The 17,595-nt window shown below is 69.9% G+C and carries 17 protein-coding genes and 1 tRNA gene; 6 read left to right on the top strand and 12 right to left on the bottom strand.

From position 1 onward, the window contains the following. The first annotated feature begins 21 nt into the window (after window positions 1–21). Window positions 22–2,022 carry a Stk1 family PASTA domain-containing Ser/Thr kinase gene (gene pknB, locus QFZ75_RS19710; RefSeq protein WP_307538702.1) on the top strand — a complete coding sequence of 667 codons (2,001 nt, stop codon included), beginning with the start codon at window positions 22–24 and terminating at the stop codon, window positions 2,020–2,022. Window positions 2,023–2,206: 184 nt separating this feature from the next. Here pknB and QFZ75_RS19705 read toward each other — a convergent pair whose 3' ends face one another. From QFZ75_RS19705 to QFZ75_RS19680, 6 genes are all read right to left on the bottom strand, one after another. Continuing rightward, the gene (locus QFZ75_RS19705; RefSeq protein WP_307538701.1) at window positions 2,207–2,950 is read right to left on the bottom strand and encodes a class E sortase; all 744 of its coding nucleotides are present in this window, start codon (window positions 2,948–2,950) and stop codon (window positions 2,207–2,209) included. Window positions 2,951–3,007: 57 nt separating this feature from the next. Next, complete coding sequence (locus QFZ75_RS19700) at window positions 3,008–4,087, bottom strand: class E sortase (RefSeq protein ID WP_307544605.1); 1,080 nt, start codon at window positions 4,085–4,087, stop codon at window positions 3,008–3,010. Window positions 4,088–4,596: 509 nt separating this feature from the next. Continuing rightward, on the bottom strand, window positions 4,597–5,235 hold the full coding sequence (locus QFZ75_RS19695; protein ID WP_307538699.1) for an aminodeoxychorismate/anthranilate synthase component II: 639 nt from the start codon (window positions 5,233–5,235) through the stop codon (window positions 4,597–4,599). Continuing rightward, window positions 5,232–5,429 carry a hypothetical protein gene (locus tag QFZ75_RS19690; protein WP_307538696.1) on the bottom strand — a complete coding sequence of 66 codons (198 nt, stop codon included), beginning with the start codon at window positions 5,427–5,429 and terminating at the stop codon, window positions 5,232–5,234. Before QFZ75_RS19690 ends, QFZ75_RS19695 begins: the two co-directional genes overlap by 4 nt. A 16-nt stretch (window positions 5,430–5,445) precedes the next feature. After that, complete coding sequence (locus QFZ75_RS19685) at window positions 5,446–6,153, bottom strand: class E sortase (protein WP_307538695.1); 708 nt, start codon at window positions 6,151–6,153, stop codon at window positions 5,446–5,448. Window positions 6,154–6,237: 84 nt separating this feature from the next. Beyond that, window positions 6,238–7,041, bottom strand: coding sequence for a DUF881 domain-containing protein (locus tag QFZ75_RS19680; protein WP_307538693.1), 804 nt, complete (start codon window positions 7,039–7,041; stop codon window positions 6,238–6,240). Window positions 7,042–7,181: 140 nt separating this feature from the next. Between QFZ75_RS19680 and crgA the strand changes: the two genes are divergently transcribed. Next, window positions 7,182–7,436, top strand: a complete 255-nt coding sequence (gene crgA, locus QFZ75_RS19675; protein WP_307538691.1) for a cell division protein CrgA — start codon at window positions 7,182–7,184, stop codon at window positions 7,434–7,436. A gap of 424 nt (window positions 7,437–7,860) precedes the next feature. On the opposite strand, the gene QFZ75_RS19670 is transcribed toward crgA, so the two are convergent. Further along, the gene (locus tag QFZ75_RS19670) at window positions 7,861–8,763 is read right to left on the bottom strand and encodes a rhomboid family intramembrane serine protease (protein ID WP_307538689.1); all 903 of its coding nucleotides are present in this window, start codon (window positions 8,761–8,763) and stop codon (window positions 7,861–7,863) included. 180 nt (window positions 8,764–8,943) lie between these two features. Then, window positions 8,944–9,468 carry a peptidylprolyl isomerase gene (locus tag QFZ75_RS19665; protein WP_307538688.1) on the bottom strand — a complete coding sequence of 175 codons (525 nt, stop codon included), beginning with the start codon at window positions 9,466–9,468 and terminating at the stop codon, window positions 8,944–8,946. Between the two features lie 369 nt (window positions 9,469–9,837). On the opposite strand from QFZ75_RS19665, the gene QFZ75_RS19660 reads away from it, so the two are divergent. Beyond that, a complete protein-coding gene (locus QFZ75_RS19660) occupies window positions 9,838–10,539 on the top strand; it encodes a DUF5324 family protein (protein ID WP_307538686.1) in 702 nt (233 codons plus the stop codon). Window positions 10,540–11,288: 749 nt separating this feature from the next. On the opposite strand, the gene QFZ75_RS19655 is transcribed toward QFZ75_RS19660, so the two are convergent. Next, window positions 11,289–11,361: transfer RNA gene (locus QFZ75_RS19655), tRNA-Ala, on the bottom strand. Window positions 11,362–11,544: 183 nt separating this feature from the next. On the opposite strand from QFZ75_RS19655, the gene QFZ75_RS19650 reads away from it, so the two are divergent. Both QFZ75_RS19650 and QFZ75_RS19645 read left to right on the top strand, forming a co-directional pair. Next, a complete protein-coding gene (locus QFZ75_RS19650) occupies window positions 11,545–12,096 on the top strand; it encodes a DNA-binding protein (protein ID WP_307538685.1) in 552 nt (183 codons plus the stop codon). Between the two features lie 136 nt (window positions 12,097–12,232). Then, entirely contained in the window at window positions 12,233–13,879 is a 1,647-nt protein-coding gene (locus QFZ75_RS19645; RefSeq protein ID WP_307538683.1) for a serine/threonine-protein kinase, read from the top strand. Window positions 13,880–13,921: 42 nt separating this feature from the next. Here the strand turns inward: QFZ75_RS19645 and QFZ75_RS19640 are convergent, their stop codons facing one another. Both QFZ75_RS19640 and QFZ75_RS19635 read right to left on the bottom strand, forming a co-directional pair. Continuing rightward, the gene (locus QFZ75_RS19640; RefSeq protein WP_307538681.1) at window positions 13,922–15,352 is read right to left on the bottom strand and encodes a hypothetical protein; all 1,431 of its coding nucleotides are present in this window, start codon (window positions 15,350–15,352) and stop codon (window positions 13,922–13,924) included. 239 nt (window positions 15,353–15,591) lie between these two features. Beyond that, window positions 15,592–15,720: a DLW-39 family protein gene (locus QFZ75_RS19635; protein WP_213089207.1), complete on the bottom strand. Its 129-nt coding sequence runs from the start codon at window positions 15,718–15,720 to the stop codon at window positions 15,592–15,594. 350 nt (window positions 15,721–16,070) lie between these two features. Between QFZ75_RS19635 and QFZ75_RS19630 the strand changes: the two genes are divergently transcribed. Next, window positions 16,071–16,781 carry a DUF6344 domain-containing protein gene (locus QFZ75_RS19630; RefSeq protein WP_307538679.1) on the top strand — a complete coding sequence of 237 codons (711 nt, stop codon included), beginning with the start codon at window positions 16,071–16,073 and terminating at the stop codon, window positions 16,779–16,781. Between the two features lie 450 nt (window positions 16,782–17,231). On the opposite strand, the gene QFZ75_RS19625 is transcribed toward QFZ75_RS19630, so the two are convergent. Further along, window positions 17,232–17,585, bottom strand: coding sequence for a VOC family protein (locus QFZ75_RS19625; RefSeq protein ID WP_307538677.1), 354 nt, complete (start codon window positions 17,583–17,585; stop codon window positions 17,232–17,234). Between the last annotated feature and the right edge of the window lie 10 nt (window positions 17,586–17,595).

The raw sequence follows: 17,595 nt of genomic DNA, 5'->3' as shown, positions 1-17,595 counted from the left end.
GGAAAAGGCTGGTAGGTAGCTATGGAAGAGCCGCGTCGCCTCGGCGGCCGGTACGAGCTGGGCCATGTGCTCGGCCGTGGTGGCATGGCGGAGGTACACCTCGCCCATGACACCCGGCTCGGCCGCACCGTGGCGGTGAAGACGCTGCGGGCGGACCTCGCACGCGACCCGTCGTTCCAGGCCCGCTTCCGCCGGGAGGCCCAGTCGGCCGCCTCGCTCAACCATCCCGCGATCGTCGCCGTGTACGACACCGGCGAGGACTACATCGAGGGCATCTCCATCCCGTACATCGTGATGGAGTACGTCGACGGGTCCACGCTGCGCGAGCTGCTGCACTCCGGGCGCAAGCTGCTGCCCGAGCGCACCCTGGAGATGACCATCGGCATCCTCCAGGCGCTCGAGTACTCGCACCGCGCCGGCATCGTCCACCGCGACATCAAGCCGGCGAACGTCATGCTGACGCGCAACGGCCAGGTCAAGGTCATGGACTTCGGCATCGCCCGTGCGATGGGCGACTCCGGCATGACGATGACGCAGACCGCGGCGGTCATAGGGACGGCGCAGTACCTCTCCCCCGAGCAGGCGAAGGGCGAGCCGGTCGACGCCCGTTCCGACCTGTACTCGGCGGGCTGCCTGCTGTACGAACTCCTCACCGTGCGACCGCCGTTCATCGGGGACTCCCCGGTCGCGGTCGCGTACCAGCACGTACGCGAGGAACCGCAGCCGCCGAGCGTCTTCGACCCCGAGATCACGCCCGAGATGGACGCCATCGTCCTGAAGGCGCTCACCAAGGACCCGGACTACCGCTACCAGTCCGCCGACGAGATGCGCCTCGACATCGAGGCCTGTCTCGACGGCCAGCCCGTCGCGGCGACGGCGGCCATGGGCTCGGTCGGCTACGGCGGTTACCCGGACGACCAGCCGACGACGGCCATGCGCTCCTCGGACGGCCAGCACACCACGATGCTGCCGCCCACCAACCCGGACGACGGCGGCTTCGGCTACGACGACCGGGCGGGCCGGCGGCGTCAGCAGAAGAAGAACAACACCTCGACGATCCTCCTCGCCGTGGCCGGTGTGCTCGTGCTGGTCGGCGCGGTCCTCATCGGCATGTGGGTCTTCAGCGGGAACGGCGACGCCGGGGACGATCCGTTCCCCACGCCCAACTTCGTGAACCAGACCGTGGCCGACGCCAAACAGCTGGCGGCCAACCGCGAGCTCGAACTCACGATCAACGAGAAGCCGTGCGAGGACACCCCCAAGGGCAGTGTCTGCGACCAGAGTCCGGCCGCGAAGACCGAGGTCAAGAAGGGCGACACGATCACCCTGACGGTGTCGACGGGGGCGCCGAAGGTGGCGGTTCCGAACGTCATCGACGACTCGGTCGAAGCCGCCACCAAGAAACTTGAGGGCGACAAGTACGGGTTCGACGTCAAGACGGAGAGCAAGGAGTCCAGCGAGGACCCCGGCACCGTCCTGGACCAGGACCCGTCCTCGGGCGAGGAGGTGGAGAAGGGTTCCACGATCACCCTCACCGTCGCCAAGGAGAAGAAGCAGTCCACCGTGCCGGACGTCGGCGGTCAGAGCTGTGACCAGGCGAAGGCCCGGATGGAGCAGAACGACCTCACCGGCAACTGCACCGAGGTGGAGACCGACGACGACAACCTGGTCGGCAAGGTCATCGCGACCTCGCCGCAGGCGGGCTCGCCGGTGGATCCCGGTTCCACGGTGACCATCCAGATCGGCAAGGCGAAGAAGGAGGAGGAACCGCAGAAGTTCGCCATGCCGAAGGTCACCCAGATGACCCTCGCCCAGGCCAAGCAGGTGCTCTCGCAGAACCAGCTCCAGGTCGGCAACATCAACGGATCGCAGGACGACAACTCCCTCGTCCTGGCCAGCGACCCGGGTGAGGGCAACGAGGTGAAGCCCGGCGACAAGGTCAACCTCGTCACGGTCGGCGCACAGAACGACAACGGCGGCAACGGCAACGGCGGCGGCTTCCTGGGCGGCTCCTCGGGCTGACGCCCGGCCGGTCCCACCGGACCACGACACGACGAAGCCCCGGCACCCTCGCAGGAGGGCACCGGGGCTTCGTCGTGTCCGACCGCGTCTTCATGTGTCCCTGTCCGCCCGCCGCACCTCGCGTGCTGCCCGGCACACGAGCCTCAGGAACGCCGCCGTACGTCCTTCGGGGGACCCGGTCGCATCAGCGCAGCTCCGCCGGGGGCGTCCGCTCGTCGTCCACCTTCTCCACCCGGTCCAGCTCGCCCCAGACCACGTACCGGTAGCGGGACGTGTAGACCGGCGTGCAGGTCGTCAGCGTGATGTAGCGGCCCGCCTTCCGCCTGCCCGACTCCTCGGGGACGGGCGCGAGCGCCTTGATGTTGTACTTCGACGTCTCGGGGAGCGTCGCGTAGACCTTGTAGACGTACCACTCGTCCTTGGTCTCGAAGACGATCGCGTCGCCCTTTTCGATCTTGTCGATGTTGTGGAACTTCGCCCCGTGGCCGTCGCGGTGGGCGGCCAGCGAGAAGTTGCCCTTCTTGTCCTGCGGGAGGGCGGACTTGACGGGGTTCGTGTAGTAACCGGCGATGCCGTCGTTGAGCAGCTTCGTGGCGGTGCCCTTCTTGACCAGCACCTCGCCGTTCCCCATCGCCGGGACGTGCAGGAAGCCGATGCCGTCCTTGGTGTCCAGCCCGACCGGACCGCGGCCCTCGGCCCAGTGGTCGCGCACCTTGTCGCCCTGTTTGTCGGCCTCGCGGTCCGCCACCACGTTCGTCCACCACAGCGAGTAGACGACGAACAGGCCGAGGACCAGACCCGCGGTGATGAGGAGTTCGCCCAGGACGCTGACGGCCGTCGCGAACCCGCCGCCGCCGCCGCGCCGCCGCGGCGGGGGCGCGGATGCCGGCGCGTCCGTGTGCTCTTCGTGGTCGGTCGTCGCTGCCACTGCGTTTTCCCCGTCTGGTGTCTCGGAAAGCTGTTCAAGATCCTGCCGCACGCACGCTCAGCCGACGAGTGCTTCCGGTTTGCCCTGGTCGCGCGGCCGCTCCTCGACCATCGTGCCCCAGACGATCATCCGGTACTTACTGGTGAACTCCGGGGTGCACGTGGTGAGCGTGATGTAGCGGCCCGCCTTCCTGAAGGTCGACCCCTTGGGGATCTCGTCCAGGACGGCCGTGTTGCTCGGCGACGTCACCGGCAGGATCGAGGACATCTTGTAGACGAAGTACTTGTCCTGCGTCTCGACGACGATCGGGTCGCCCGGCTCGAGGCGGTTGATGTACCGGAACGGTTCCCCGTGCGTGTTGCGGTGGCCCGCGAGCCCGAAGTTGCCCTTCTTGGCGTCCGGCATCGCGGTCTTCACGCCCTCCTCGGCGTAGTGGCCGACCATGCCGCGGTCCAGCACCCGCTTCTTGTCGATGCCCTCGGCTATCGGCACCACCACGTCGAGCTTGGGGATGTGCAGGAGGGCGAAGCCCTGGCCGGGCTCGAACGTCCCCGGCTTCCCCTTGCCGCTCGCCCAGTCGTCCTGCAGGCTGCTCGCCTCGCTGTCGGCCTGCGCGTGGGCGCGGATGTTCGTCCAGTACAGCTGGTAGGTCACGAACAGCAGCATCAGCACACCGGTCGTGATGAAGACCTCACCGATCACCCGGCTGGCCATCACGGCCGCCCCGGGCTTGCGCGCCTTGGCCGCACGCCTGGCCGCCGCGCGCGAGACGGGCGCGTCGGCCGTGTCGGCCGCCGCATGTGCACCGTGCGCCTCGTGCGCCTCGCCGGCGTCGGTCCCGCCGTGCCTTCCATGGCGCCTGGAGGCCTTGCGCCGGGCCGCACGGCCGCCGGAGGCACCGGGAGCGCCGGGAGCCGCTGCGGAGCCCGCAGAAGGCGCTGAGGGCGCCGAGGACGCCGCCGGACCGGTCGCGGACCCGATGTCGGCAACACGCAGCGCGACCGTCTCCTCGGAGGACGGAGGCGCGACGGACGCGGCGGGTGCCCCGGCGGACGCGTGGGCCGTCTCGTACGGGTACGCCGCCTGCGGTTGCCCGTACGACCGCGGGGACCCGGTGTACGCGGACTGCGGGTCCACGGCGGCGGGCCCCGCCTGGCCCCGGCCGTAGGACTGCTGGGCCCGGACCTGCTGCGGCCCGGACTGCGGCCGCGCGTAGGACTGCTGGGGCTGCGGTGCCCCGTACGGCGGCTGCGGCGCGGAGTGGCCGTGCGCGGGCTCCGCGGGCGCACGGCCGCCCGGCTCCGCGTACGCCGACGCGTTCTGCCCGACGCTCCAGTCCGGGTCGTACGTCTGCGCCGCCGTCTGCGCCGCGTACGTCTGGGCCGCGTACGGCTGCGGGTCGTACCACCCCTGCTCGGACGCCACCGGCTGCCGCCGGCCCGGCAGGGGGTCGCTGAGCGGGTCGGCCAGCCCGTCCACGGCGGCCTGCATCGCGCCGCCCGCCCGGCCGTCGGCCACCGGCCCCGGAGCCGCCTCGAAGGGCGCCGCGCCCCCGTAGGCGCCCGGCACCTCGAACGCCGCAGCGCCCCCGTACCCGGCGTCCTCGCCGTACGGGGCGGCACTGTCGCGCTCGGGGCGCAGGGCGGTCACGCCGTGACCCTGCCCACCACCGGGGCGAGCCCCACCGACCTGGTCACGGCGCCCTGGTCACCGCACTCGGTCAGCCAGTTGGCCAGCATGTGGTGACCGTGCTCGGTCAGTACCGACTCGGGGTGGAACTGCACTCCCTCGACCGGCAGTTCACGATGGCGCAGACCCATGATGATCCCGTCGTGGGTACGGGCCGTGACCTCGAGATCGGCCGGCACGGTCGTCGGCTCGGCGGCCAGCGAGTGGTAGCGGGTGGCGGTGAACGGGGACGGCAGCCCGGCGAACACGCCCCCACCCACGTGCTCGACGAGCGAGGTCTTTCCGTGCAGCAGCTCGGGCGCGCGGTCCACCACGCCGCCGTACGCCACCTGGATCGACTGCATTCCGAGGCAGACCCCGAAGACGGGGACCCCGGTCGCGGCGCAGTGCCGCACCATCTCGACGCAGACCCCCGCCTGCTCGGGGGTACCGGGGCCGGGCGACAGCAGCACGCCGTCGAACCCGTCCTGCGCGTGCGCCATCGCCACCTCGTCGTTGCGCAGCACCTCGCACTCGGCGCCGAGCTGGTAGAGGTACTGGACCAGGTTGAAGACGAAGCTGTCGTAGTTGTCGACGACGAGAATGCGCGCGGTCACTGGTTGTCCACCGTCACATCGTTGAAGGGGAGCAGCGGTTCGGCCCACGGGAAGACGTACTGGAAGAGCACGTAGACCACCGCGAGGGCCAGCACGATCGAGAGCAGCGCCTTGATCCACGTGTTCCCCGGCAGATGCCGCCAGATAAAGCCGTACATGCCGTCCCTTCCGTCGCACCACGGCACCAGACTCACGCCGTACCCACCCAGACTAACGGCGTAGAGCCGCCGGTTTCCCAGCCTCCACGGGCTGGGTTCCGTCAAGATGTGCCCAGACGATCAGCCGGTGACTGTGGCCCCATTCGGGGTCACAGGTGGTCAGCGTCAGATAACGGCCCTCTCGCGTGTACCCGGACTTCTCCGGTACGGGGTCGACGACCGCGGTGTCACCCGGCAGCGTCCGGTACGGCCCGGCGTCGACGCGGTACGTGAACCAGGACGTGCCGTCGGTCAGCACCACCGCGTCCCCCCGGCGCAACCTGGGGAAGTCCTTGAACGGGTCCCCGTAGGTCCGGCGGTGTCCGGCGACGGCGAAGTTCCCCCGCTCACCGAGCCGCGCGGTGCTCGCGTAGTGGCCCAGGCCCTTCTTCAGGGTCTTCGTCCTCGTACCCTCGAGCACGGGCTTGTGCCAGGTGGAACCGAGCCGGGGGACGTACATCACGGCGAAGGGCCTGCCGTCCCTGTAGGCGGCGGTTTTCCGGGGAGCCGCCCCCTGGCTCCGCGCGGGTCCCGGCTCGCCGGGACCGGCGGTCACGGAGCCCTTCGCCCACTGCTCCTCCAGCTGCGCGATCTGGTCGTCCATCGCGGTGTCGGCCTTCACGCCCGTCCAGAACAGCACGTACACGACGAAGAGCACGATCACGGTGCCGACCGTGACGCACAGCTCGCTGAACGTCCTGACGACCACCCGTACCGACACGACGTCCCCCCGCGGCAGCTGTTCCCCTGCTCCACAGCCTTCTACCCCGACGGCGGCCGCGCCACGGGCTTGCCGATGGTTCCGCTACGGTTCCACGGGCTCGGCATGGTGGAGGTCCACCGTGCCCGAGTAGCCGGGCAGCGTCGTCCTCCCGTTCTCCTCGACCTTCCAGCCGAGCCCGTAGACGTTGACGTACACCATGTAGTTCTGGATGGCGGGGGACTCCGTGAGGGCCTTCTCCAGCTTTTCCGGGTCCCCGACCGCCTGGATCCTGTACGGGGGCGAGTAGACGCGGCCCTGGAGGATCAGGGTGTTGCCGACGCAGCGGACGGCGCTGGTGGAGATCAGCCGCTGGTCCATGACCTTGATCCCCTCGGCTCCGCCCTGCCACAGGGCGTTGACCACGGCCTGCAGGTCCTGCTGGTGGATGACCAGGTAGTCGGGCTGCGGCTCGGGGTAGCCGGGGAGCTTGGCCGTCGCGTTCGGCGGGGCGTCGTCGAGGGTGACGGTCAGAGCCTCGCCCTTGAGCTTCTGCGTGCCCGCGTTCTTCTCCAGGGCGGCGAGTTCGGCCGCCTCGGTCGCGGTGCTGCCGTTGTCCCGCTCGGCGAGGGTCTCCACGTCGTCGCGCAGCGATCCGTTGCTCTCGTCGAGCTGCCCGTTCTTGTGGCTGCGCTCCTGGATGAGGTCGGAGAGCTTCAGCAGCGAGGCGTCCGTACGGATGTTGGTGCCCTTGGCCGTGTCGAAGCTGGTGAAGAAGATCAGTCCGGCCAGCGCGAAAACGGCCACGGTCAGCAGCCGCACCGGCCGGAAACGCCCGTTGCGGCCGGGACCGGAACCCTGCCGGGGGGAATCGGAACCCGGCTGGGGAGAGTCGGCAGAATTGCTCAACGTACCCTTATCTCCTTCGGCGCCGCGGAAGCACTACGCTAACGGACGCCCGGGGGAGCCGTAGGAGTCCCCTTGTACGCTGCCCGGAGCAGCCCCCGTTCCCTGCGCGGCCACGCAGCGCATCGACAGGAGAGACCCTCGTGCCGAAGTCACGTATCCGCAAGAAGGCCGACTACACGCCGCCCCCGGCGAAGCAGGCGACCAACATCAATCTGAACAGCCGTGCCTGGGTCGCCCCGGTCATGCTGGCCCTGTTCCTCATCGGCCTGGCCTGGATCGTGGTGTTCTACGTGACGGACGGTTCCCTGCCGATCGACTCGCTGGGCAACTGGAACATCGTGGTCGGCTTCGGTTTCATCGCGGCGGGCTTCGGCGTCTCCACACAGTGGAAGTAACGCCCGCTCGGCAGGTCGAGGGCTCGTACGGATCTCGTACGGGCCCTTTTCCGCAAGCCCTGGCCCAAGCCGTCCCCTGAGTTATCCACAGAGATTTCCACACTGGGGAAAAGTTCACACGATCTGTGGATAACCCGCTTGGGTTGACGCTGTGTTGACGCCGGTACGACTGACCTACCGGGATCCGGAAGCTTGTTCGCCCCCCGTCCCGCCTGGGGAAACCCAGATCAGAGGCGAGGGGCACACGTGTTCCCCAACAGCATGCACAAGATCCGCCACGGTCTGTGGACAACGTGGATGTCCGAGGACTTCGAGCGCCGCCCCGACCGCGCTTTCGCGGCCTGTGTCCTCCTCAGCCTGTGGAGAGCCTGTGGAGACGTTCCGGGCTTCCCCACGTCTGTGGAGAGGGCCCGGCGCGCGCGGCTCAGGTGAGCTGACCCGTCCTGACGAGTGTCATGACCACCACCGCGAGCAGCACCAGCGCACACGCGCCGTACTGGATCAGCGCCCGTCGCTCCCGGGGCGCGTGGACCATCGCGTACCCGACGAGGACACCGCCGACGAGCCCGCCGATGTGGGCCTGCCAGGCGATGTTGCTCCACCCGAAGGTGAGGATCAGGTTGATCACCAGCAGGGCGATGACCGGGCGCATGTCGTAGTTGAGCCGGCGCATCAGGACGGCGGTCGCGCCGAAGAGGCCGAAGATCGCACCGGAGGCACCGAGCGAGGGCTGGTTCGGCGCGGCCAGCAGATACGTGAGCGCGCTGCCCGCGAGACCGGAGACCATGTACAGGGCGAGATAGCGGGCGCGGCCGAGCGCCGCCTCCAGCGGGCCGCCGATCCACCACAGGCTGACCATGTTGAAGAGGATGTGGAAGTAGCTGTGGCTGTCGTGCAGGAACATCGCCGTGACCAGCCGGTACCACTGGCCCTCGGCGACTCCCTGGAGACCTTCGAGGCCCGGCAGGGGCGCCTGGCCGATCAGGAAGAAGTTGTTTGTGAAGCGGTCGCCCGCGCGCAGCTGGACCAGGAAGAGGGCGATGTTGAGCCCGACGAGGATCTTGGTGAAGAGGCGGGGGTCCGCGGCGATCGTGCCGCCCGCGATGGTGCGGGGCTGTGCGGCGCCGGCCGCGTGGCCCGTGCCGGAACCGTCCCGGACACACTCGGGGCACTGGAAGCCGACCGAGGCGCTGATCATGCACTCCGGACAGATGGGCCGCTCGCACCGGACGCAGCGGATGCCGGTCTCCCGGTCCGGGTGCCGGTAGCAGGTGGGCAGACTCGGGGCATCCTGCGGTCCCTGCGGGCTGCCTGGCGCCTGATCCATCGGGTCCCCTCATCCTTCCGTGCACACGGGGTACGCAACGCACCGCCCCGCTCATCCCTACGGACGGGCGGGGCGTTTGGTTCCCTCCGGGAGCCTCCGGCGCAGGGCCGGAGGAGGCTCACCGACGGGTCTTGATCCTCAGCGGGGCCCTACGGGCCCCCCAGCAGATCCCCACGGTCCTCAGCGGGTCTCCACGACGACCGACTCGATGACGACGTCCTTGACGGGGCGGTCGGTGCGCGGGTTGGTCTGCACCGTCGCGATGCCGTCCACGATCTTCTGGCCGGCCCCGGTGACCTCGCCGAAGATGGTGTGCTTGCGGGTCAGCCACGCCGTCGGGGAGACGGTGATGAAGAACTGGGAGCCGTTGGTGCCCGGGCCGGCGTTCGCCATGGCCAGCAGGTACGGCTTGTCGAAGGCCAGGTCCGGGTGGAACTCGTCCTCGAACTCGTAGCCGGGGCCGCCGGTGCCGTTGCCCAGCGGGTCGCCGCCCTGGATCATGAAGCCGCTGATCACCCGGTGGAAGACCGTGCCGTCGTAGAGCCTGTCCTTGGACTTGGCACCCGTGGCCGGGTTGGTCCACTCACGCTCGCCCGTGGCGAGTTCGACGAAGTTGCGGACCGTTTTGGGCGCGTGGTTCGGCAGGAGCCGCACTTCGATGTCGCCGTGATTGGTCTTCAGGGTGGCGTAGAGCTGCTCGGCCACGATCTGCCTTCCGTTGTCCTCTGTGACTCCCCGATCCTCGCACGTACCGCGCCGCCGATCCTCCGTCACCGCCGTACGACCGCTTCCGCCCCTCCTGCTCCGATTGCTTCATCCGCTTCGGTTGCTCGGCACCAAACAGGCGCGCGGTCCCGGGATCCGTGGCATTGTCGTCGCAAGCTCCTGTTGCACCGTATTGATCGGTTATTGCACCAAGTACTCCCGGAGTCACCATTCATGACCCGGATGCCCGCCCTCGCATGCCCAGAAGCGCTCCGGCAGGCATGATCCGGATAAGGATGGAAAGGCGAACTGTGACTTTCCGGGGGACGGCCCCAATCCCCCATGTACGCCACCGAGGAGGAGGATCCCGTGACCCGCAAGGACAGCGTGCGCGCGGCGGCCGAGTCGGCGAAGGACAGCGTGCGGCACGCCGCGGAAGTGGTGGCGCCCTACGCCGACACGACAAAGGACCGAGCCACCCACTACGCGCACGAAGCGCGTGTGAAGCTCGCGCCCAAGGTGTCGTCCGCCGCTGAACAGGCACGCACCCAGTACGACGCACATCTCGCACCACGCATCGGGCAGGCACTCACCCATGTGCCGCCGAAGGTCGACCAGACCGCGCACGAAGCCGCGGTCCGTACGCGCAAGGCCGCCCGGCAGGCCGCGGAGTACTCCCGTCCGAAGATCGAGCAGGCCCGGGCGGCGGCCGGACCCGCTCGCGCGGAGGCGGCCTCCCGCAGTGCGGCGGCCCTGGCGGCCCTGCGCGGTCAGGTCTCGGCCAAGGAGATCGAGAAGCTGGTCCGCAAGCACGAGCGGCGGGCCAGGGCCGGCCGCCTCACCAAGCGACTGGCCGTTCTGGGCATCCTGGCCGGTGGCGCCTTCGCCGCCTGGAAGTGGTGGGACAAGCAGGCCAACCCCGACTGGCTGGTCGAACCGCCCGCCGCCACGGAGGTGCCGGAGACCAGCCGTCTGGCCGCGGTCGACGGCAGCGGCCAGGAGGACCTCGACCCCGAGGTCCAGGCCAAGCAGGCCGAGACGGAAGCGGCGAACCAGCAGGAACGCGGCTGACCGGACCGGCACGCCGGGCACACCTCGTGCGCCCGGCGCGGACACCGGATCTGTCGAACAACTGTGGGGCAGGAGGCCGGACGCCTCCTGCCCCACAGTTGTGCCCACGGTCATGTTTCACGTGAAACAGAGGACGCCGCAGTGCAACCGGCCCTTGTACAGGCAGCCGTGAGAGCGCTCTCTTCACGCCTCCACTCACGATGACGTTTGCAACCGACCGCCTGTGCAACGTTCATCCCGGTCTGATTAACGGAGCGCAATACTCTGATTACGTATGTCCGTTCACGGCAGCTCACGCAAGCCTTCACGACTCCTGCATGCCACCGTCACGTCACCTCGATCAGCCACCCGGCGGCCACCCGCCCCGGGCACGGGCACCCCTTTGCGCAAACAATCGCAAAGATCGCAACGAAAACCCTGTGACGCACTTCACCGCACACGCGCCCCAAGACCCCTCCGCGCCCCAGAAAGGTGTAGGGCGAAGGTTGACGAAGCCACGTCATGTGACAGCGGACGGTCAAGTGCCGGTTCCGCCGCACCCGTTGAAACAGGACCGCCCCGGGCAGGGACGGCTGTGAAAAAACTTGAGATCAAAATTTCACGGGCGCCGCGTCCGGCATCACGTGTCCGAGGGCCAGAGCTCCCGCGACCGGAGCCCATACGGACCGGCCGTCGGCCCGCCCTCGGCTTCTCCGCACACAAAAACCCCCTTTGACCTGCGTAAAGCCGGTCAAAGGGGGTTCTTTCCGTGGAGCCTAGGGGAGTCGAACCCCTGACATCTGCCATGCAAAGACAGCGCTCTACCAACTGAGCTAAGGCCCCGAAAGGGAGGGCATACGCCAGAAGATCGCCCTCTGGACCGCCACCGCAGACCAGAGTACCGGGTCACCCCCCGTATCCCGCAAAAGGATTGGGGGTCCCCGCACACGACCACTCTCCGTAAGATGCACGACGTGGTTCGCTAGAGCGAACCGCGGTACTTGGGGAAGCGATGGGGAGACGCGCATGGACGCCGCACAGCAAGAAGCAACCGCGAGAGCCCGGGAGCTGCAGCGGAACTGGTACGGGGAGCCGCTGGGGGCGCTCTTCCGCAGGCTCATAGACGACCTGGGTCTCAACCAGGCCCGTCTGGCGGGGGTGCTGGGGCTGTCGGCGCCCATGCTGTCGCAGCTGATGAGCGGCCAGCGCGCCAAGATCGGCAATCCCGCGGTGGTCCAGCGCGTACAGCTGCTGCAGGATCTGGCCGGTCAGGCCGCGGACGGCAGTGTGAGCGCCGCCGAGGCCACCGAACGCATGGACGAGATCAAGAAGTCGCAAGGGGGCTCGGTGCTCAGCAACACCACGCAGTCGACCACCACTTCGGGCGGGGCGCCCACGGTGAAGCGCGTGGTGCGTGAGATCCAGTCACTGCTGCGCTCGGTGTCCGCGGCGGGGGACATCATCGAGGCGGCGGACACCCTCGCCCCGACCCACCCGGAACTGGCAGAGTTCCTCCGGGTGTACGGAGCCGGGCGCACCTCCGACGCGGTCGCCCACTACCAGTCCCACCAGAACTGAGCACGCCGCCCGGCAGCCGAACGCCGGTCCGTCGCAGGCCTCCTGGGGCTTGTGGGCGGCCGGAGACCAGGCAGCCGGGCACCTCCTCGCAGGAGGATGCCGTACCGACCGCCGGAGGGGGGAGCGACGTACGACCATGGGTGAGGTCTTCGCCGGCCGGTACGAACTGGTCGACCCGATCGGGCGCGGGGGAGTCGGTGCGGTCTGGCGCGCCTGGGACCACCGGCGGCGCCGGTACGTGGCCGCCAAGGTGCTCCAGCAGAGCGACGCCCACTCGCTGCTGCGGTTCGTGCGCGAGCAGGCGGTGCGGATCGACCACCCCCATGTGCTCGCTCCCGCCAGCTGGGCCGCCGACGACGACAAGGTCCTGTTCACCATGGACCTCGTCGGTGGGGGCTCGCTGGTCCACCTGATCGGGGACTACGGCCCCCTGCCACCGTCCTTCGTCTGCACCCTGCTCGACCAGTTGCTGGCGGGCCTCGCCGCGGTGCACGCGGAGGGGATCGTGCACCGTGACATCAAACCCGCCAACATCCTGCTGGAGGCGACCGGCACGGGGCGCCCCCGGCTGCGGCTCTCCGACTTCGGCATCTCGATGCGTCTCGGCGAGCCACGGCTCACGGAGACCAACTACGTGGTGGGTACGCCCGGTTATTTCGCGCCGGAGCAGATGCTCGGCGCCGACCCGGACTTCCCCGCCGACCTCTTCGCCGTGGGCCTGGTGGCGCTCTACCTCCTGGAGGGCGCCAGACCCGACGCCAAGGCGCTGATCGAGCACTTCGCCGCCCATGGCACCCCGAGCGCCCCCAAGGGGATTCCCGAGCCCCTCTGGCAGGTCGTGGCCTCTCTGCTCGAACCTGATCCGCAGGCTCGCTTCCGCACCGCCACAGGGGCACGCAAGGCGCTCGTCGCGGCCCGGGAACTCCTCCCCGATCCCGGTCCCGACGACGAGCTGATCGAGATCTTCGACCAACTGGGCCCGCTTCCGGCGGGGTTCGGCCCCGCGGGCCCTCACGCGCCCGCGCCGACTCCCGGCCGGACCGACGAGCCGGGGCGGGGACACAGCCAGGAGCGGGGCCACGGACAGGAGCGGGGACAGGAACAAGGGCACGAAACTGTGCCCCGTCGCCCGGTCCCGGGAGCCTCCCCGCAGGCAGGCGCGGTCTTCCAAGACCAAGGCCAAGGCCCGGGCCCGGGCCCGGATGCAGACTCGGACTCGGACTCGGATCCGAACCCGGCCGCGGAGGCTGTGACAGGCGCCGCTCGACCGGCGGCACCGGCCGGCGGCCCCGTCTCCCGGCGTCCCCCCAAGGCGTCGGGCACGGGATCGGACACAGGGTCGGACACGGGCAGCTTCCACCTGCCGCCCCCGCTCCGGACCCCCGCTCCCCCCGCCCCACGCGAACTCCCCCGCTCCTCCCACGCCCCGGCGCTCCCGCACGAACCCACGCACGTGCCCTCGCCCCAGACCCCGTACCCACCGGTCCCGTACCCGCCGGCCTCGGCGCCTCCGCTCCAGACTCAGCAACCCCAAGAGCCCTATCAGCCCCAAGAGCTCCAAGAACCTCAAGAGCTCCAAGAGCTCCGACGACATGACGTGGCCTCCACCGCCTCGTACACCGCTCGGAACATCCAGGATCCGCCTCAGCCCCAGCCGGTCGCGCGGCACCGTGGCAGGCGGGCGCGGCGGCGGCCCGGGCCGCCCATGGCGGTGACGGTCCCGGTGCTCCTGCTCGCGCTGGTCTGCTTCGCGGTCGGTTTCTGGGCACTCACCCAGGTCTGAAAGGGACCGCAAAAGCTGCCCCGTCGGCCCGGAACAGCCGGACTACCGGGCCCGCGACCGCCCGTACGTCCGTACCACCGTGCCGTTCGCGACGGGCGGGCCGCTCCCGGCCGCCTCCGCCGCCGCCCGCCGCCGTGCGACGACCGTCCACACCGCGAGCCCCAGGACGAGGACGCACCCCGCGCCGATCCCGCCCGCGGCCACCGCCTTCATCGTGGTGTTCCCGCCCGCGCCACCGTCCCCGCCGGCCGCCGCGCTGCCGTTCGAGGCGACGGCCCGGTCCCCCGCGGTCACCTCGAACACGTCGCGCGGCGCGGGGGCGCCGCCGTACACCGGGGCCTTCCCGGCCGTGCCCCGCACTCCCACGCGCAGTGTCAGGTCGAACGGCCCGTCGCCGAACTCGTCGGCCATACCCGCCTTGAGGTGCACGGCGAGGTAGTACCAGCCGGCGAACCGCATACCGCCGACCTGGTCGTCGACGGAGTACCGGTTCTCGTACGTGACCGGAGGCAGCGGTTCCAGGGCGGCCGGCCGGCGCGCGCCGCCGTACCCGGTGTCGGCGTCGTCCACCAGCGCACGCGCGGGGTTGTAGAGCGACATGACGAGGGCGTTCCCGAGGAAACCGGCAGCGTCCGCCGGACCCGGTTCGGCGGACGCGTCGAGCTGCTGGCCCCAGTCGACGGGGACACGGTAGAAGAGTGTCTGCCCGGCCCGGATCCCGTCCGCCCAGACGCCCTGCTCCAGCGAGCGCGCCGTGCTGAACCCCGTTCCGCCCGTACGGGTCCGGACCGGGCCGTCGACTGCTTCCGGGGAGGCGGAGTCCCACACCTCCGGGGCCGCCGTCGGAGCGGCGCCCTTCACGGCGGGCTCCGAGACGTACTGCAGCTCCAGCTCCCAGTCGTCCGGTGAGGACTCGTCCCCGCTCGTACGTTCGACGAGCACCGCATACGTACCGGCGCCCTTGCAGGTGTACGTACCGGGGCCGGCGCGGCGCGAGGCCCAGGCGGTGAGCGGGCGCGGGCTCTCGGTGGGTCCGAAGCGTGCGGCGCCGGCGTCCCCGGAGAAGCACTTGTGGCCGTCCGGGTCCAGCAGGGAGACCTTGATGCCGTCCGAGTACATGACCTTCGTACCGGGCTTCGGAACAGCCGTGGCCGACACGTACGCGCTGGACGTCCCGTCGAGTCGCAGCCCGTAGTAGACCTTGCCGTCGTCGCGGACGGCGCTTCGATAGGTCGTGCCCGCCGTCAGCCGTACGGCGTCAAAAGCGCGCGGCGCGCCCTCGATCCGCTCGGCGCCGTCGGCGAAGCGATACGGAGGGAAGGCGTCGGCCGCCGTCCCCTGCCTCGCCACCGCCCCTTGTCCTGCTGTCCCCTGCCCCGCGACGGCCTGCCCCGCCGTCGCCGCGACCGAGAGCAGCGCCGCCGCCCCTGCCAGGGCCGTACGGCCGCGCCACCGCTCCGTACGCCGCCCCATCGCGCGCCCCTTCGCCGTCACCCCGGACCGTCACCCGTCGGCCTCGCGCGGGCCGGCGCCGCCGCTGCGGCTTCAGATGTCGCTGCCGCTGTCACTGCCACTGCCGCGACACGGCTCCGGACGCCCGCGGAGTCCGCGGAGCCCCGACCATCCTGCCCTCCGGACCGCCGCGCCACCCCCGCAACACAAAACCCCGGCCGCAGGGCGGCCGGGGTCTGTACTGAGACTGTCGTCGACACTCACGAACCCGTGGGTACGGAGTCGGTCGCCTCCGTCCACAGATCCTGCTCGGCGCGATCCGCCTGGATCTGGCGGTACACGAGGAGCCCGCCGATGGCGGCCAGTGCGACCACAAGAAGCTTCTTCACCGCGCGACCTCGTCTTTCATTGGCGTAGGGGACTTCTGGCGCCCGACTATACACACCGGCCGATATCGATCGGTGACCTGCGTCGGGACCCCAACTGGCAGCGGCGAAGCCGCAGTAGGACCGGATCCCCGCCGCTCTCCCCCTCTCCGATCGGAGGGTGATCGCATCTTCACCGAGGGGTACTTCGCCCGGTTTTCTTCTGCCTCGCCGGCCATGTCGTGAGCGTTGCGCCCATCCGAGTGGTGTTCATCAGAAGAACGCCGCGCCACGGTCGTAGGTCCGTCACCTCGCAGCCGACATACACATCATGAGGAAAGTACGCAAATCCACCCAGCCGAAAGAGAGGGACCATGACCCGCAACCCGGTCAGGAACCTGTGGGCCGCGTTCGTCAGCGCCTTCCTCACGCTGTGCACGTCGCTCGGACTGATCACGACGACCGCCGTCGCCACCGCTGTCGCCGCCGTACCCGAGGCTCCGGCAGCCCGCAACCTCAACACTCCGCAGAACACGACGGCGCAGGAGGAGCCCATCCGGGTCCGGGCCCGGGCGGACTCGCTGCCACCAACGATGAAGCAGCGCATCCACGCCGAGGCGCACGGCTCCTCACCGTCCTGCCGGCACCGGCAGAGGACAGACACCGTGGCCCCGGACACCGCAGCCCCACAGGACACCACGGCCTCTCAGCACAGTGCCCCGGCTCCTGGAGCCGTCCGCACCACGACGGACATCATGGCGGACACCACGGCGAAAACCGCGGTGGACACCGCAACGGCAGCGGCCGTCCACGGCGGCGGCATGACCCCGGTCGCGCCCGCCGCGGAACCCGGCGGCGAACTCCCGGCCCGTACACCGGCCGCCACGTGCTCGCCCGCCCTGCCTGCCGCTGACGCCACACCGGTCACGGCCGTCACTCCTGCCAGGGCGGACGCACCCGCCGCCCTCCTGCTTCCCTCGCAGTCCTCGGCCCCGGCCCCGGCCCAGCCGCCGGCACCGGCCTCCGCGTCGGTCTCCGACCCGGCTCGGGTCCTGGCCGGTGCCGGCACCGCGGCCCGGGGATGACCTCGCACGGTGGCCGGTTCACCCAGCGACTCGACGAGCGACCAGCAGAAGCAGAAGCAGAAGCAGAAGAAACGAGGGCCGGACGCGGTCGGCGCACCGAGGTCGACCGCAAGGATCGCCCCGCCCTCACGGAGCACTCCACCGGGATGGCGCGAAAGGCAGGTCGGACGGTGCGACTGAGCTGGAGCACCGCTTCGGCGTTCTCGACCGGAGCGCGTTGCCTCGATTCAGACACCTGCCGGTAGAAACTGACCAACTCGGCCTCGCGCTCATCCTTGCCCCGCCCCGCCCAGCCCGCCCCGGCCCCGATACCGGCCGTCCGACGGAGGCGAAGAACTCCCGTGGCGTGGCCCTCACCACCGAATTCCGGCTCACACGCGCCGGGCACATGGCTCGACTAAAAACTCCTGTTCACGATGAAGATTGCGTACAACGCCCTCTCACGGCCCCTCACTGACGCCGTTGACCAAGGACACAGAACTCGTTGTCCTCCGGGTCCGCCATGACGACCCACGACTGGTCGCCCTGGCCGATGTCGACACGCTTCGCGCCGTGCGCCTCGAGGCGGGCCACCTCGGCGGCCTGGTCGTCGGGCCTGAAGTCGAGGTGCAGCCGGCTCTTGGCCTTCTTGTTCTCGTCGACCCGCACGAAATCCAGTCCCGGCAGGCGGTCCGGCGCGGGCCGGATCTCGAACTCGTCGTCGGAGGAGTGGACCACGACCCAGCCGAGGGCTTCGGCCCACCACTGCCCCAGGGCCGCCGGATCCACCGCGTGCACGATTACCTGTTCCCATTCCAAGGTCATCCGCAGAGCC

This window comes from Streptomyces sp. V3I8 (assembly GCF_030817535.1).
Lineage (GTDB): Bacteria > Actinomycetota > Actinomycetes > Streptomycetales > Streptomycetaceae > Streptomyces.
The sequence above is the reverse complement of the archived record's forward strand: the minus strand, read 5'-3'. Positions and strand labels throughout refer to the sequence as shown.

What these genes read in the sequence shown, in the direction of transcription:
- QFZ75_RS19650 (WP_307538685.1), top strand. Translation starts at nt 11,545, where the DNA reads ATGGACGCCGCACAGCAAGAAGCAACCGCGAGAGCCCGGGAGCTGCAG.
- QFZ75_RS19625 (WP_307538677.1), bottom strand. Translation starts at nt 17,585, where the DNA reads ATGACCTTGGAATGGGAACAGGTAATCGTGCACGCGGTGGATCCGGCG.
- pknB (WP_307538702.1), top strand. Translation starts at nt 22, where the DNA reads ATGGAAGAGCCGCGTCGCCTCGGCGGCCGGTACGAGCTGGGCCATGTG.
- QFZ75_RS19670 (WP_307538689.1), bottom strand. Translation starts at nt 8,763, where the DNA reads ATGGATCAGGCGCCAGGCAGCCCGCAGGGACCGCAGGATGCCCCGAGT.
- QFZ75_RS19640 (WP_307538681.1), bottom strand. Translation starts at nt 15,352, where the DNA reads ATGGGGCGGCGTACGGAGCGGTGGCGCGGCCGTACGGCCCTGGCAGGG.
- QFZ75_RS19645 (WP_307538683.1), top strand. Translation starts at nt 12,233, where the DNA reads ATGGGTGAGGTCTTCGCCGGCCGGTACGAACTGGTCGACCCGATCGGG.
- QFZ75_RS19630 (WP_307538679.1), top strand. Translation starts at nt 16,071, where the DNA reads ATGACCCGCAACCCGGTCAGGAACCTGTGGGCCGCGTTCGTCAGCGCC.